The following is a 15,038-nucleotide window of genomic DNA, read 5'->3' as shown; positions in this document are numbered from 1 at the left end:
TAAACCCTTGGATACAACTCCAGGAGGCTTCTGCTCCGGGCCGTGTCGGCCACCACCAGGCGCCGGGTCGAGGCCCCGCCCACGCTTCCCGGAAGATTCCCGTACGTCCGCCCCTGCAGCTACTGCTTCCGCAGACATCACAGGCGCGACGAGTACTGTGGGACTCGCTTCCGGTCCTCCCGGCGGGAGGCGCGCAGCATCGGCACTCAACCGAGCAACTTGGACAGTGTGCCATACCGGGCACGCCGGGGGCCAATCGGAGCCGATGACAGTACCCCGCGGCGACCGGATGTCAAACCCGCGCCGCCACGCTCCGTCGTCAATCCCTTTCTCACACGGGCTCGGTAGAGCTCATGGGATGCACCAGGACAGCCCAGCACACCCCGCCCGCCGACACGCCAGGACCTCACCCCGCGAGGTCTTCCGCCGACTGTGGCCACTGGCCCGGCTCCACCGGGGCCGGATGTCCCTCGCGGTCGCCGCCCTGCTGGTCGCCGCCGCCTGCGACGCCGCCGCCGTCCAGATCTTCGCCCGGCTCACCGACGGCGTCCTGGCGACCGGCAGACTCAGCGGGTTCCCCGCCCCCGCCGCCCTCTGGGCCGGTACCGCGGTGCTCGGTGCGGCAGCCACCTACACCGGGACCTACACGATGGGCTGGGTCGGCGAACGCTTTCTGCTGCGGCTGCGGGACCGCACCTACGACCACGCCCAGCGGCTCTCCCCCGACTTCTACCAGGGCCGTCCCGAGGGCGATCTGCTGACCCGCTTCACCAGCGACATCGACTCCGTGCAGCCACTGCTCACCGAGGCCCCCGTGCAGCTGGTCAACACCGGCGCCAACATCGTCTTCTTCGCCGGCTGCGCCCTGTGGATCCGCTGGGAGCTGGCGCTGGCCGCATTCGCCGCGGCGCCCCTCTACTGGCTCGCCGCCCGCTTCCTCGCCGCCCGGATCCGCACCGTCGCCCGCGACGAGCGTGACCGCAACGGTGCGCTGACCGACGCACTCGCGGAGAACCTCGCCACCATGCCGCTGGTGCAGCTGCACAACCGCCAGGAGGCAGAGCGGCAGCGGGTGCACCGCGAGGGTGAGAAGTGGATGAGATCCACCCTGGCCGGCTATCGGCTCTCCGCCGCGTACGGGCCGCTGGCTGAGGTCATCGAGACGGCCTGCGTGCTGGGCGTGGTCGGTGCCGGCGCCTGGGAGATCTCCGACGGACGACTGACCATCGGCGGCCTGCTGGCCTTCGCCGCCTATCTGGGCTACCTCTACCCGCACATCCTGGGCCTGGGTTCGCTGGCCGTCGAGGTCTCCTCGGCCACCGCCGCGGCGGAGCGCGTCCTGGAGGTGCTGGACGCCCGGCCCGCGGTGGCGGACGCCCCCGCCGCCCGGCCGCTCCCCGCCGGCGCCCGCCCTGGTGCGGTCACCCTGGACCGGGTCTCCTTCGGCTATCCCGGCACCGGGCGGCCCGTGGTGGCCGGCCTCTCCTTCAGCGCACGGCCGGGAGAGCTGGTCCTGGTCGGTGGAGCCAGCGGTACCGGAAAGTCCACCCTCGCCGGGCTGCTGCTGCGGCTGTACGACCCCACCGGGGGCCGCATCCTGCTGGACGGCGTGGACCTGCGGGACCTGGCGCTGGCGGACCTGCGCGACCTGGTCACCCTGGTCCCCCAGGACAGCATGCTGATCAATGCCACGGTGCGGGAGAACATCACCCACGGCCGCCCCGGCGCCACCGACGAGGAGGTGCGGCGGGCCGCCGCCGCTGCCGACCTCCAAGACGTCGTCGCCGCGCTGCCGGACGGCTACGACACCCGGATCGGCCCCCGCGGGCAGCTGCTCTCCGGCGGCCAGCGGCGGCGCCTGGCCATCGCCCGGGCCCTGCTGCGCGACAGCCCCGTACTGGTCCTGGACGAGCCCACCACCGGCCTGGACGCGGCCGCCGCGGAGCGCGTGATGGTCCCGCTGCGCCGCCTGATGGCCCACCGCACCACCTTTCTGATCAGCCACGATCCGCTGCTCGCGGCCATGGCGGACACCGTCCTCGCGCTGGACGGCGAACTTCAAAGCGAATTCAAGCGGCCTCTCATGGCGCACCCACATTCGGCGGCGAGTGTTGTTCTCGCAAGCACACAGAACACCCCCGAAGGGAAAGACATATGAGCTTCCGAAAGATCGCCCCGCTGGCCAAGGCTCCCCGCCCGGTGAAGCCGGCCCCCGCGAAGCCCGCGAAGCCCGCGCCGCGGAAGCCGGAGTGCCGGGTGCACCCGGTCGCCCCGGCGCGGCACCGGGGCTGACCTGCGGACGGAGGGGCCGCGGCGGAACATCCGCCGCGGCCCCTCCGCGCGTCGCTTGACGGGGGCGGGAGGGGCCGGTACATGAAGACCCGGCACCGTGCGCACGGTGCGGGACGGGGCTGTGATGAAGCCACTGCAGGCGGGGGATCCCACAGCGGTCGGGGACGGCCGGTACCGGCTGGCCGCCCGGCTCGGCCAGGGCGGGATGGGAGTGGTGTACCTGGGCTGGTCGCCCTCCGGACGACCGGTGGCCGTCAAGGTGGTACGGCCCGAGCTCTCCACGGACGCCGAGTTCCGGCGGCGCTTCAGCGAGGAGGTCGCGTCGGCCCGGCGGGTGGGCGGCTTCCACACCGCCCCCGTGGTGGACGCAGACCCGGACGGCGACCCCGCCTGGCTGGTCACCGCGTACGTCCCGGGGCCGTCGCTGCACACCGTGGTCGCCCGGCACGGGCCGCTGCCGGTCGACACACTGACCGTGCTGGCCGCGGGGCTGGCCGAGGCGCTGGAGGCGATACACCGGGCCGGGGTGGTGCACCGCGACCTCAAGCCGGCCAACATCATCGTCGCCGACGACGGACCCCGGGTGATCGACTTCGGTATCGCCCGCGCCCTGGACCGCACCGCGCTGACCCAGACCGGCTTCCAGATCGGCACCCCCGGCTTCCTGGCCCCCGAGCAGCTCACCGGGGGCGCGGTCACTCCGGCCGTGGATGTGTTCGCGCTGGGCATCGTGCTCTGCCAGGCCTCCGGCGCCGCGCCCTTCGGTGACGGCCCCTCGGCCTCGGTGCTCTATCGCGCGGTCCATGAGGAGCCCGATCTCCGGGGCGTACCGGAGAGCCTGCGCGGCGTGGTGGGCGACTGTCTGGCCAAGTCCCCCGCCGACCGGCCCTCGCCGCGTGCCGTGCTCGACCGGCTGGTGGTCCGCCACCGTGACGACGGGGACTGGCTGCCCGAGGAGATCCGGGCCGAGCTGGCCGCCCACACCGCGCGGCCGCCGGGTGCACGGCCCGCGACCCCGCCGCCGGTGCCCCAACCGGTTCCGGCTCCGTGGCCCGGCACGCCCACGCCCACGCCCACGGCCGCGCCGACAGCACCGTCGCCCAGCACTCCCACGCCCACGCCCACGGCTGACCCCTCGCCCACCCCTGCACCGGCACGCACACCGGCGCCCACACCGCCACCCCAGCCGTCCCCCGCACCATGGCCCGGCCCGCCCACGCCGACAGCACCGTCGCCGAGCCCCGCACCGGCGCCCGTACCGACACCGCTGCCGCTGTACCCGCCGGACCCGCAGCCGATCACCGTGCAGGCGACAGCGCCGCTGGGGCCGGGTGACGCGGTATTCGCAGCCGGCGCGCAGTCCGCCGTCACCGTGGGACCCCCCGCACCGCCCGGCGGCCCCCGCGGCCCGGCCCGGCGGCGTCGTCGGATGGTGCTCGGCGGGGTGGGCGGTGCGGCGCTGATCGCCGTCGTCGCACTGCTGATCAACCATCAGTTCGGGGCCGGAACCGGCACGGACCCCACGTCCCGTGGCTCCCGCTCCCCCGGCGGCGGCAGCACCGCCTCCGCACCGGCCTCCGGGTCCGACCGGCTGCCCGCCGGCTCCATGCTGATCCGGCTGGACACCGCTGCCGGCTGGCCCACGGAGTGCCACTCGGTGATCGCCCAGCGGCCCAACGGCCAGGACAAGCCCACTCAGCTGGTCCCCGGCGGCACCTGCGACAGCCTGCCCCAGTGGGCCCCGGATCGGACCCGGTTCGCCTTCACCCGGACCGCCGGCAGCAGCTCCGAGGTCTGGATCGCCGCTGCCGACGGGAGCGGTGCCCGCCGCCTGGCCCCCATCGCCAAGGGCAGCCGGGTCTCCTGGTCGCCCGACGGCGAGCGGCTGGCCGTGCTGCGCAAGGCCGCCGGGGTCCAGCAGCTCTTCACGGTCCGGGTCTCGGACGGCACCTCACGGCAGCTGACCACCGGCAAGGACGCCGTCGAGGACCCGACCTGGTCGCCCAAGGGCGGCCGGTTCGCCGTGAGCAGCAAGCGCAACGGCGGCGTCTGGCAGGTGTTCCTGCTGGACCCTGAGGCTCCTGGCAGCCCGTGGTTCCAGGTCACCCATGACCCGGTGCGCGCTCTGGACTCCGCCTGGTCCCCGGACGGCAAGTACCTCGCCTACACCGCCGGTGATGCGCAGTCCAGCGACATCCATGTGATCGGCAGCGACGGCCGGGGCGACCGCGCGGTGACCCGGGACGCCGACCGCGAGATGGACCCGGCCTGGCACCCGGACGGCGCCTGGATCGCCTATGTGCGCGGCCCGGTGGACCAGCCGCGCATCTGGGCGGTGAACGCCGACGGCACGGGCGCGCGCAAGCTCACCACCGGCGCGCCGCGCGAGGGCCATCCCGCCTGGCGCTGACGCCGGGCGGGGCACGGCGCGCACAGCAGCCGGAAAAGCCCCAGGGCCCCGCACCGCCGTCCTTGCGGACGGGGTACGGGGCCCTGGGGTGAGTGCCTGACGGGCAGGCAGGTCCTTCAGGTCGTCACTTGACGATCTTGGTGACCTGGCCGGCGCCGACGGTACGGCCACCCTCACGGATGGCGAACTTGAGGCCCTCCTCCATGGCGACCGGCTGGATCAGCGCGACCGTCATGCCGGTGTTGTCGCCCGGCATGACCATCTCGGTGCCCTCGGGGAGGGTCACAACGCCGGTCACGTCCGTGGTACGGAAGTAGAACTGCGGGCGGTAGTTGTTGAAGAACGGGGTGTGGCGACCACCCTCGTCCTTCGACAGGATGTAGGCCTGGGCCTCGAAGTCGGTGTGCGGCGTGACCGAACCCGGCTTGATGACGACCTGGCCGCGCTCGACATCCTCGCGCTTGATGCCACGGAGCAGCAGACCGACGTTCTCACCGGCCTGGCCCTCGTCGAGCAGCTTGCGGAACATCTCGATGCCGGTGACCGTGGTGGTGGTCTTGGTCTCCTTGATACCGACGATGTCGACGGTCTCGTTCACCTTGAGCACACCGCGCTCGATACGACCGGTGACGACGGTGCCACGACCGGTGATCGTGAAGACGTCCTCGATCGGCATCAGGAACGGCTTGTCGACGTCACGCGCCGGGGTGGGGATGGCCTCGTCCACGGCGTGCATGAGGCCGAGCAGCTTCTCGCCCCACTCCTTGTCGCCCTCGAGGGCCTTGAGCGCCGAGACGCGGACGACCGGAAGGTCGTCGCCCGGGAACTCGTACTCGGAGAGCAGCTCGCGGACCTCGAGCTCGACGAGCTCCAGGATCTCCTCGTCGTCCACCATGTCAGCCTTGTTCAGGGCGACAACGATGTACGGCACGCCGACCTGGCGGGCCAGGAGCACGTGCTCCTTGGTCTGCGGCATCGGGCCGTCGGTGGCGGCGACCACGAGGATGGCGCCGTCCATCTGGGCAGCACCGGTGATCATGTTCTTGATGTAGTCCGCGTGACCGGGGCAGTCGACGTGGGCGTAGTGACGCGCCTCGGTCTGGTACTCGACGTGCGCGATGGAGATGGTGATACCGCGCTGCCGCTCCTCCGGCGCCTTGTCGATCTGGTCGAACGGCGTGAAGGGGTTGATGTCCGGGTACGCGTCGTGCAGCACCTTGGTGATCGCCGCGGTAAGAGTGGTCTTACCGTGGTCGATGTGACCGATGGTGCCGATGTTGACGTGCGGCTTAGTCCGCTCGAACTTCGCCTTCGCCACTGGGGTCCTCCTGTGGACTGATTCTGTACGCCGTACGACGTCAGTTGGTCTTGATCGGGACGGTGCCGGACGCTGGTGTGCGTACGGTCCCGGCCCGCGGGTGGGGGCCGGAGGCCCCGGCACCCCGCGAGGGGGATGCCGGGAATGCCTCCTTACAGCCTAAGGCTTTGGATTGGTCCGGAAAATCCGGAAATCACTCGCCCTTGGCCTTGGCGATGATGTCGTCCGCCACGTTCCGCGGAACCTCGGCGTACGAGTCGAACTGCATCGAGTAGCTCGCGCGACCAGAGGTCTTGCTGCGCAGGTCACCGACGTAGCCGAACATCTCGGAGAGCGGGACGAGGGCCTTGACGACCCGTGCTCCGCTGCGCTCCTCCATGGCCTGGATCTGGCCACGGCGGGAGTTGATGTCGCCGATCACGTCGCCCATGTAGTCCTCGGGCGTGGTGACCTCGACGGCCATCATGGGCTCGAGCAGGGCCGGGCTGGCCTTGCGTGCACCCTCCTTGAACGCCATGGAACCGGCGATCTTGAAGGCGAGCTCGGAGGAGTCGACGTCGTGCGACGCACCGTCGAGCAGGATGACCCGCACGCCCACCATCGGGTAGCCGGCGAGGACACCGAACTCCATGGCCTCCTGGGCACCGGCGTCGACCGAAGGGATGTACTCCTTCGGCACGCGGCCACCCGTGACCTTGTTCACGAACTCGTAGCCCTCGCCGCTCTCGAGAGGCTCGATAGCGATCTGGATCTTCGCGAACTGGCCGGAGCCACCGGTCTGCTTCTTGTGCGTGTAGTCGACGCGCTCGACCGCCTTGCGGATGGTCTCGCGGTACGCCACCTGCGGCTTGCCGACGTTGGCCTCGACCTTGAACTCACGCTTCATACGGTCGACCAGCACCTCGAGGTGCAGCTCGCCCATACCCGCGATGATGGTCTGGCCCGTCTCCTCGTCCGTGTGGACCTGGAAGGACGGGTCCTCCTCGGCCAGACGCTGGATCGCGATGCCCAGCTTCTCCTGGTCGCCCTTGGACTTCGGCTCGATGGCGACCTGGATCACCGGGGCCGGGAAGTTCATGGACTCAAGGATCACCGGGTTCGCCGGGTCGGCCAGGGTCTCACCGGTGGTGGTGTCCTTCAGGCCCATGACGGCGACAATGTCGCCGGCACCGACGCTGGGGATCTCCTCACGCTTGTTGGCGTGCATCCGGTAGATCTTGCCGATCCGCTCCTTGCGGCCCTTCACGGAGTTCAGCACCTGGGTGCCGGACTCCAGACGGCCGGAGTAGATCCGGACGAAGGTGAGCTTGCCGAGGTGCGGGTCGCTCATGATCTTGAAGGCCAGGGCCGACAGGGGCTCCTCGTCGGAGGCCTTGCGGAAGATCTCGGTCTCCTCGTCGCCGACCTTGTGGCCGGTGACGCCCTCGACGTCGGTCGGGGAGGGCAGGTACTCCACGATCGCGTCGAGCAGGGGCTGGACGCCCTTGTTCTTGAACGCGGTGCCGCAGAAGACCGGGGTGAGGTTGCCGGCGATGGTGGCGCGGCGGATGCCGGCCTTCAGCTGCTCCATCGAGGGCTCGTTGCCCTCCAGGTACAGCTCCATCAGCTGGTCGTCGCCCTCAGCGGCGGTCTCCAGCAGCTTGTCGCGCCACTCCTGGGCGACGTCAACGTGGGTGTCCGGGATGTCGACGACGTCGTACATCTCGCCCTTGGGCGCGTCCTCGGACCAGACCAGGGCCTTCATGCGGACCAGGTCGATGACGCCGCGGAAGTCCGCCTCGGCACCGATCGGGAGCTGCATGACCAGCGGGGTGGCACCGAGGCGGTCGACGATCATGTCGACGCAGCGGTGGAACTCCGCGCCCACGCGGTCCAGCTTGTTGACGAAGCAGATGCGCGGGACGTTGTACCGGTCGGCCTGCCGCCACACGGTCTCGGACTGGGGCTCGACACCGGCGACACCGTCGAACACCGTCACAGCACCGTCGAGCACGCGCAGCGAACGCTCCACCTCGACGGTGAAGTCGACGTGGCCCGGGGTGTCGATGATGTTGATGGTGTGGTCGGAACCGTCCACCGTCCAGTGGCAGGTCGTCGCGGCAGACGTGATGGTGATGCCGCGCTCCTGCTCCTGCTCCATCCAGTCCATCGTGGCAGCGCCGTCGTGGACCTCACCGATCTTGTAGCTCACACCGGTGTAGAACAGGATCCGCTCAGTGGTGGTGGTCTTGCCCGCGTCGATGTGCGCCATGATCCCGATGTTGCGGACCTTGGCCAGGTCAAGGGAGGTAGTAGCCATGGTGGCTCGTCTTCTCTCTCGTCTTTGTCGTAGGCGGGTCGACTACCAGCGGTAGTGCGCGAAGGCCTTGTTGGACTCGGCCATCTTGTGGGTGTCCTCGCGGCGCTTCACAGAGGCGCCGAGGCCGTTGGAGGCGTCGAGGATCTCGTTGAGCAGACGCTCGGTCATGGTCTTCTCGCGGCGGGCGCGGGAGTAGCCGACCAGCCAGCGCAGCGCCAGGGTGGTGGAGCGGCCGGGGCGGACCTCGACCGGCACCTGGTAGGTGGCGCCACCGACACGGCGGGAGCGGACCTCGAGGGTCGGCTTGACGTTCTCCAGGGCGCGCTTGAGGGTGACGACCGGGTCGTTGCCGCTCTTCTCGCGGATGCCCTCGAGGGCGCCGTACACGATGCGCTCAGCGGTGGAGCGCTTGCCGTGCAGCAGGACCTTGTTGACGAGCGAGGTCACCAGAGGGGAGTTGTAGACCGGGTCGATGATGACCGGGCGCTTCGGGGCGGGGCCCTTGCGAGGCATTCTTACTTCTCCTTCTTGGCGCCGTAGCGGCTGCGGGCCTGCTTGCGGTTCTTGACACCCTGGGTGTCGAGGGAGCCGCGGATGATCTTGTAGCGCACACCCGGCAGGTCCTTCACACGACCGCCGCGCACGAGCACGATGGAGTGCTCCTGCAGGTTGTGGCCCTCGCCCGGGATGTAAGCGGTGACCTCGATCCCGCTGGTGAGGCGCACACGGGCGACCTTGCGGAGAGCCGAGTTCGGCTTCTTCGGGGTGGTCGTGTACACACGCGTGCAGACGCCACGGCGCTGGGGCGAACCCTTGAGTGCGGGCGTCTTGTTCTTCTCGACCTTGTCCTGCCGGCCCTTTCGGACCAGCTGCTGGATCGTAGGCACCGTTTCTCCGTTTTCTGTGTGCCAAGTCTTGGTGTAACTAACCTGGTGTGATCCCACCCCGTCCGACCCACGCGGTCGGGCGTGTCGGGCCTCTTCCGATCCTGTGGCCCGCAGCAACGGGCTCAGGGACGAGGAATCACGGAATCCCAAGGTGCGATGTGCTGCCGCCGCGCTCGCTCAGGCGAATCCGCAGGGCGGTTCCGGCCGGCTCAGCGACCGGTGTGCATGCACGCACAAGAGACCCGGGGACACCCCAGGCACAAGGTCAGAGCGTACCTACCGCATCGGCGCGGGTCAAAACAAATGGGCTGCCGCAGGTCTCCGGCAGCCACCATCGGGCCCATCCATAGCACAGGGCCCGGAACAGCGCCCACCGTAACCCGGCACGACGCGCCGCGGAACCCCCTTCGGGTGACACGCTCAGCCGGCGACCACCAGCAGCAGGATCATGGCCCAGAAGGCGACACCCAGCCAGCCCAGCACCGCTCCGGCGGTCGCCATCCCGTCGCCCTGCTCCCCCGAACCGCGGATCTGGGACTTCGCCACATGGCCGAAGACCACAGCCGGTACGGAGGCGATCCCGAACGGCAGAAACCCGAAGAGACCCAGCACCAGCGACGCCACGGCCAGATGGTTGGTCGGCGCCGGACGGGGCGGCGGCGCAAAGGTCGGCGGCACCATCGGGACCACCGGCATGACCGGCATCATCGGCGCCGCTCCACCCATCGGCAGCACCATCGGACCGCTCGGCAGATCCGAGACCAGCTGCGCCAGCTCACCGTAGGTCAGAGCCCGATAGGCCGAGTCCACCCGCTGGCCGTACTCGTCGGACCCCAGCCGACCCTCGGCGTACGCAGCCTTGAGCACATCCACGGTGCGCTCCCGGTCCGCGTGCGCGGCACGCATCGCGGCCTGCGGAGACGGCACGGGCTGCCACTGCTCCCACGGCTGGGGCGCCCCTCGCCAAGGCTGTACGGCCATCGGCCACCTCCAGATCGGTGTCCTCTTCATAGTGCAGGACGGAGCGGAGGGGCAGGCGGTTGCCTGCAAATCCACCCGCCCCCGCCGACGCGCACCGCACCCCCGCGGAGCGGCACACCCCCACCCCGCCCTGCTCAGGCGGCCCGGAGGACAATGCACCGCCATGGGAGGGCGGAGGCGGGCTCCGTCCCCGATCGGATGGGGGGAACATGGGGACACCACAGCCGGCGGCGGTGGAGATACACGATCTCTGGAAGCGCTTCGGGCCGCAGATCGCGGTCGCGGGAGTCGGGCTGACCCTGCCGGCCGGCGCCTTCGTCGGCCTCGTCGGACCGAACGGCGCAGGCAAGACCACCATTCTGTCCATGACCACCGGGCTGCTGCGGCCCGACCACGGCACGGTGCTGATCCACGGCGCCGACGTGTGGCGGGACCCGGCGGCGGCCAAGGCCGGGATCGGCGTACTGCCCGAGGGCCTGCGGATGTTCGAGCGGCTGAGCGGGCGTGAACTGCTCCAGTACAACGGGCGACTGCGCGGGATGGCCGCCGCCGAGGTGGACCGGCGCGCCGACGAACTGCTGCGGATCCTGGACCTGGACAGCGCCGGCAGCAAGCTGGTCGCCGACTACTCCACCGGTATGCGCAAGAAGATCGGGCTGGCCGCGGCGTTGCTGCACAACCCCTCGGTGGTCTTCCTGGACGAACCGTTCGAAGGCGTGGACCCCGTCTCCGCGCAGACCATCCGCCGGGTGCTGAAGCGCTATGCGGCCACCGGCTCCACCGTGGTCTTCTCCAGCCATGTGATGGAGCTGGTGGAACAGCTCTGCGACTGGGTCGCCGTGGTGAACGCCGGTCAGATCGTGGCCCAGGGGCCGCTGGAGGACGTACGCGGCGACCGCAGTCTGCATGAGGCGTTCCTGGCGCTGGTGGGGGCACGTGAGGACGACGGCCCCGAGTCGCTGGGCTGGCTCGGCGCCGACCGCGGCGGTGCGCAGTGACCGCCGCGGCTGCGACCGCCCCCCGGGACCCGGCCGTCGACCGGGCGGTGGTCCGGACGCTGGTCTCGCTCAAGGTGCGGCTGCTGCGCAACGGGCTGCGGCGCAGCGGCGGGCGCGCCGCCGTGTATGTCGCGGGCTCCGTCGCCGGGCTGCTGGTGGCGGCCGGGGTGGCGACCGCAACCGCCGCCCTGCACGGCCGTCAGGGGGCCGAGGACGCGGCGCTGGTGATGGCTGCGGCAATGACCCTGGCCTGGGCCGCACTGCCGCTCTTCCTCTTCACCTCGGACGAGAGCGCCGACCCGACCCGGCTCACCATGCTGCCGCTGCGGCCGGGGCCACTGCTGCGCGGCATGCTGCTGGCGGCGCTGGTCGGCCCGGGCCCGGTGGTCAGCCTGCTGCTGATGAGCGGTGCGGCGGTGGCGGCAGCGTCCGGTGCGGGCTCCGCCGTGGTCGCGGTGGTGGCGGTGCCGCTGGCGTCGCTGACGCTGGTGGCGCTCTCCCGGGCGGTGGCCGTGGGGAACGCCCGGCTGCTCTCCAGCCGGCGCGGCCGCGACTTCGCGATCTTCGGCGGGCTGCTCTTCGCCTTCCTCATCCAGGGCGCCAACATCCTCTTCCAGTCCATCTCCCACCAGGCACGCTCCGGCGGACGCATCGACCTGTCGGCACTCGCCCCCTGGGGGTCGGTGCTGCGCTGGATACCGCCGGTGAGCGCGCTGGGCGCGGTCCGCTCCACCGGCGAGGGCGCATATGCGCAGGCTGCCGTCCAGCTGGTGGAGACCGCGGCACTGCTGGTGCTGCTGCTGCGGTGGTGGCTGGCCTCCCTGGTGCGGCTGATGGTCATCGCCGACTCCTCCACCCTCTCCGCGGCTCCCACCAGGACCGCGGACCCCGGCCGCCGCTCGCGCCTCTCGGCACGGCTGCTGCCGCCCGGCCGGACCGGGGCGGCGATGCAGCGCCAGCTGCGCTACGCCTGGCGGGAGCCGCGGGCCAAGGTGGCGATCTTCGGTGGCGTCGGTATGACCCTGGTGTTCTGTCTGCTCTCCGTCGTACAGGGCTGGGGCAGCGTCTATGTGGTGCTGATCGGCGGCCTGCTGCTGGGCCTGCAGATGCTCAACCTGTTCGGTATGGACGGCTCCGCATTCTGGCTGGTCGCCCTCACCCTCCGCACCCCCGGCGACGCCCGCGCCGAGCTGCGCGGCCGCGCGCTCGCGGTGGCCTCGTACGCCGTGCCGTTCACCGCGGTGCTCGGCGCGCTGGCGGCTGCCCTCAACGGCGGATGGGCCGACCTGGCGGAGGCGGTGGGCCTCACCTGGGCACTGCTCGGCTGCGGTATCGGCATGGGGGCGCTGCTGAGCGTGCTGGCGCCGTACGCCATGCCGGTCGAGGGCAATCCGATGCAGAACGCCGCCCCGGGGCAGAGCGGACTGGTGCTGGGCAACATGCTGGGGTCGATGGTGGGCGTCCTGGCGCTGACCGTGCCGCCGGGCGTCCTGGCCGTGACGCTGCACATCGCCGACGGCCCGACCTGGGCACTGCTGCCGGCCGGCCTGCTGTACGGCACGGCCGTGGCGGCCCTCGGCATCCGGATCGCGGCCGTTCGGCTGCTGCGGCGGCTGCCTGAGATCCTCGGTTCGGTGATCGAGCGCTGAGGTCAGCGGACCGCGTCCAGGTGGGCCAGCACCGCCTGGACGCGGCGGTTGGCGTCGTCGGTCGGTACCAGGTCCAGTTTGCTGAAGATATTGGCGATGTGCTTGGCCACGGCCCCGTCGCTGACCGTCAGCCGGGCCGCGACGGCGGAGTTGGAGCAGCCCTCCGCCATCAGTTCCAGCACCTCCCGCTCACGCGGGGTCAGACGGCCCATCGGCTCCGAACGCACCCCTCGCTGCAGCAGCTTGGCGATCACATCGGGGTCCATCGCGGTGCCGCCCGCCGCCACCCGGCGGACGGCGTCGATGAACTGCTCGGCGTTGAAGACCCGGTCCTTGAGCAGATAGCCGACCCCGCCGGAGCCGTCCGCCAGCAGCTCCCGCGCATACAGCTGCTGGACATGCTGGGAGAGCACCAGCACCGGGAGTCCGGGGATCTCCCGGCGGGCCGCGAGCGCCGCCTGCAGTCCCTCGTCGGTGAGGGTGGGCGGCAGCCGGACGTCCACCACCGCGACGTCCGGTCGCTCCTCCAGCAGCGCTCTCAGCAGGTCGGGACCGGTCTCCACGGCCGCGGCAATGGTGAAGCCATAGGCTTCCAGCAGCCGGATCAGGCCTTCCCGGAGAAGGTAGAGGTCCTCCGCGAGGACAACACGCACGGCAGCTCCATGGTCACGGTGGTCGGTCCGCCCGGGGTGCTGGTCAGGGCGAGGACACCGTCGAAGGTACCCAGTCGCCGCTCGATCCCGCGCAGCCCGCTGCCGCGCGCGGGGTCCGCGCCGCCGCAGCCGTCGTCGGTGACGGTGATCCGCAGCGAACCGGCCCGGTGCAGGATGTCCACCCAGACCTGCGCGGCCCCCGAGTGCTTGGCCGCATTGGTCAGCAGCTCGCAGACGGAGAAGTAGACGGCCGCCTCCACCGGCGCCGGCGGGCGGTCCGGCAGGTCGGCGCAGACGTCCACCGGCAGCGGGCTGTCCAGCGCCAGCAGCCGTACCGCATCTTCCAGGCCGCGCTCCGCCAGCACCGGCGGATGGATGCCCCGCACCAGGTCGCGCAGCTCCTGCAACGCCTTCTGGGAGGCCTGCCGGGCCTCGGCCAGCAGCGCGCGGGCGGCGGGGGCGTCACTCTCCATCAGATGCTCGATGGTGCCGAGCGTCATGCCGATCGCCACCAGCCGGGCCTGCGCCCCGTCGTGCAGATCGCGCTCGATCCGGCGCAGCTCGGCCGCCTGGTCGCCGACGGCGTCGGCCCGGGTGGAGGTGAGGTGCTGGACCCGTTCCACCAGCTCGGCCCGGGAGGCACCACCCTGGGGGTCGAGCATCCGCCGCATCCACCGGGTGTGCAGCCGCAGCGCGGACGGCGCCAGCGCCAGACCGGTCAGCGTCGCCGCCAGGCCCAGCAGAATCGCTTGGGCGTCGGCGGCGGAGTAGAAGGGATAGCTGACGAGCTGGTTCGCCGCGGCCACCACAACGGTGACCAGTCCCAGGCCGAACAGCGCGGCCACCGGTACCGCCGTGACCGCGGCGGCCGGCGGATTGAGGACCAGCCAGGCCTGGTCGCGCCAGTTCTCCGGGTCGCGGACGGCCCAGTTGACATACCGCGAGGCCTGAGCCGTGGCGCGGCGCTGGTGATAGCCGTAGCCCGTCCACCAGTGGCCGCGGTCGTTCTGCTCCAGCGGCCGCACCGGCCGGTAGCGCTCCGGGATCCGGATGTCGAACCATTCCTCGGCCTGCCGCCTGGACCACCGGGCGTTGGCCCGGCCCAGCCCGAACGCGGCCACCACCAGGGCCCAGCAGCCGACCGCCAGCACCAGCAGCCGGCTCAGATCCTCCCCGGAGCTCCGCACGGTGACGACCGCCACAACGACAAGACCCAGGCACAGTGCCGCCGGCCCCAGGCCGGCCCGCACCGCGAGCACCGAGCACCGCCACACGGCGTTCAGCCGCTCCCCCGCCCAGGTGCGGATCCGCCCCCACTCGGCCCGCGGCCCTTCCGCTGCTGTCGACTCGCCGACGCTCATGCACCTCTCCTCGACCGCACCTTGGCCAACCGTCCCAGTCTTTCCCACCCGCCGGGCGGCGGTCACTGGCCCTGAATCCCATCCCGGGGGGTGGTCCTAGCACCACCCCCGCGCCGGCTGAGCCGACCGATGAGCGCACCGCGACATGGGGTGGACCACGGTTCCCCTCCCGCAGGCGACCGGGCCCGCC

The 15,038-nt window shown here is 71.3% G+C and carries 12 protein-coding genes; 5 read left to right on the top strand and 7 right to left on the bottom strand.

The window, feature by feature from the left end:
* Window positions 1–358 precede the first annotated feature (358 nt).
* The 3 genes from AB0761_RS22055 to AB0761_RS22045 all read left to right on the top strand — a co-directional run bounded on the left by AB0761_RS22055 (window position 359) and on the right by AB0761_RS22045 (window position 4,702).
* The gene (locus tag AB0761_RS22055) at window positions 359–2,158 is read left to right on the top strand and encodes an ABC transporter ATP-binding protein (RefSeq protein ID WP_377270831.1); all 1,800 of its coding nucleotides are present in this window, start codon (window positions 359–361) and stop codon (window positions 2,156–2,158) included.
* Complete coding sequence (locus AB0761_RS22050) at window positions 2,155–2,292, top strand: hypothetical protein (protein ID WP_377270830.1); 138 nt, start codon at window positions 2,155–2,157, stop codon at window positions 2,290–2,292. Before AB0761_RS22055 ends, AB0761_RS22050 begins: the two co-directional genes overlap by 4 nt.
* Window positions 2,293–2,416: 124 nt before the next feature.
* Window positions 2,417–4,702, top strand: coding sequence for a protein kinase (locus AB0761_RS22045; protein WP_377270829.1), 2,286 nt, complete (start codon window positions 2,417–2,419; stop codon window positions 4,700–4,702).
* A gap of 124 nt (window positions 4,703–4,826) precedes the next feature.
* Here the strand turns inward: AB0761_RS22045 and tuf are convergent, their stop codons facing one another.
* From tuf to AB0761_RS22020, 5 genes are all read right to left on the bottom strand, one after another.
* The gene (gene tuf, locus AB0761_RS22040) at window positions 4,827–6,020 is read right to left on the bottom strand and encodes an elongation factor Tu (RefSeq protein ID WP_377270828.1); all 1,194 of its coding nucleotides are present in this window, start codon (window positions 6,018–6,020) and stop codon (window positions 4,827–4,829) included.
* Window positions 6,021–6,213: 193 nt separating this feature from the next.
* Window positions 6,214–8,319, bottom strand: coding sequence for an elongation factor G (gene fusA, locus AB0761_RS22035; RefSeq protein WP_377270827.1), 2,106 nt, complete (start codon window positions 8,317–8,319; stop codon window positions 6,214–6,216).
* A 42-nt stretch (window positions 8,320–8,361) separates the two neighbouring features.
* Window positions 8,362–8,832 (bottom strand): 30S ribosomal protein S7, encoded by a 471-nt coding sequence (gene rpsG, locus AB0761_RS22030; RefSeq protein WP_055588949.1) that lies wholly within the window; start codon window positions 8,830–8,832, stop codon window positions 8,362–8,364.
* 2 nt (window positions 8,833–8,834) lie between these two features.
* On the bottom strand, window positions 8,835–9,206 hold the full coding sequence (rpsL, locus tag AB0761_RS22025) for a 30S ribosomal protein S12 (RefSeq protein WP_014144289.1): 372 nt from the start codon (window positions 9,204–9,206) through the stop codon (window positions 8,835–8,837).
* Between the two features lie 420 nt (window positions 9,207–9,626).
* The gene (locus AB0761_RS22020) at window positions 9,627–10,187 is read right to left on the bottom strand and encodes a DUF1707 and DUF4190 domain-containing protein (protein WP_377270826.1); all 561 of its coding nucleotides are present in this window, start codon (window positions 10,185–10,187) and stop codon (window positions 9,627–9,629) included.
* A gap of 209 nt (window positions 10,188–10,396) precedes the next feature.
* Between AB0761_RS22020 and AB0761_RS22015 the strand changes: the two genes are divergently transcribed.
* Together AB0761_RS22015 and AB0761_RS22010 are read left to right on the top strand one after the other, a co-directional pair.
* Window positions 10,397–11,185 (top strand): ABC transporter ATP-binding protein, encoded by a 789-nt coding sequence (locus AB0761_RS22015; protein WP_377270825.1) that lies wholly within the window; start codon window positions 10,397–10,399, stop codon window positions 11,183–11,185.
* Window positions 11,182–12,834, top strand: coding sequence for a transporter (locus tag AB0761_RS22010; protein WP_377270824.1), 1,653 nt, complete (start codon window positions 11,182–11,184; stop codon window positions 12,832–12,834). The genes AB0761_RS22015 and AB0761_RS22010 overlap by 4 nt, the downstream gene beginning before the upstream one ends.
* Before the next feature lie 2 nt (window positions 12,835–12,836).
* On the opposite strand, the gene AB0761_RS22005 is transcribed toward AB0761_RS22010, so the two are convergent.
* Window positions 12,837–13,487 (bottom strand): LuxR C-terminal-related transcriptional regulator, encoded by a 651-nt coding sequence (locus AB0761_RS22005; protein ID WP_377270823.1) that lies wholly within the window; start codon window positions 13,485–13,487, stop codon window positions 12,837–12,839.
* Window positions 13,439–14,848, bottom strand: coding sequence for a histidine kinase (locus tag AB0761_RS22000; RefSeq protein ID WP_377270822.1), 1,410 nt, complete (start codon window positions 14,846–14,848; stop codon window positions 13,439–13,441). Before AB0761_RS22000 ends, AB0761_RS22005 begins: the two co-directional genes overlap by 49 nt.
* Window positions 14,849–15,038 lie beyond the last annotated feature (190 nt).

This window comes from Peterkaempfera podocarpi, assembly GCF_042466665.1.
Taxonomy (GTDB): domain Bacteria; phylum Actinomycetota; class Actinomycetes; order Streptomycetales; family Streptomycetaceae; genus Peterkaempfera; species Peterkaempfera podocarpi.
This window is presented reverse-complemented; position numbering and strand designations above follow the sequence as displayed.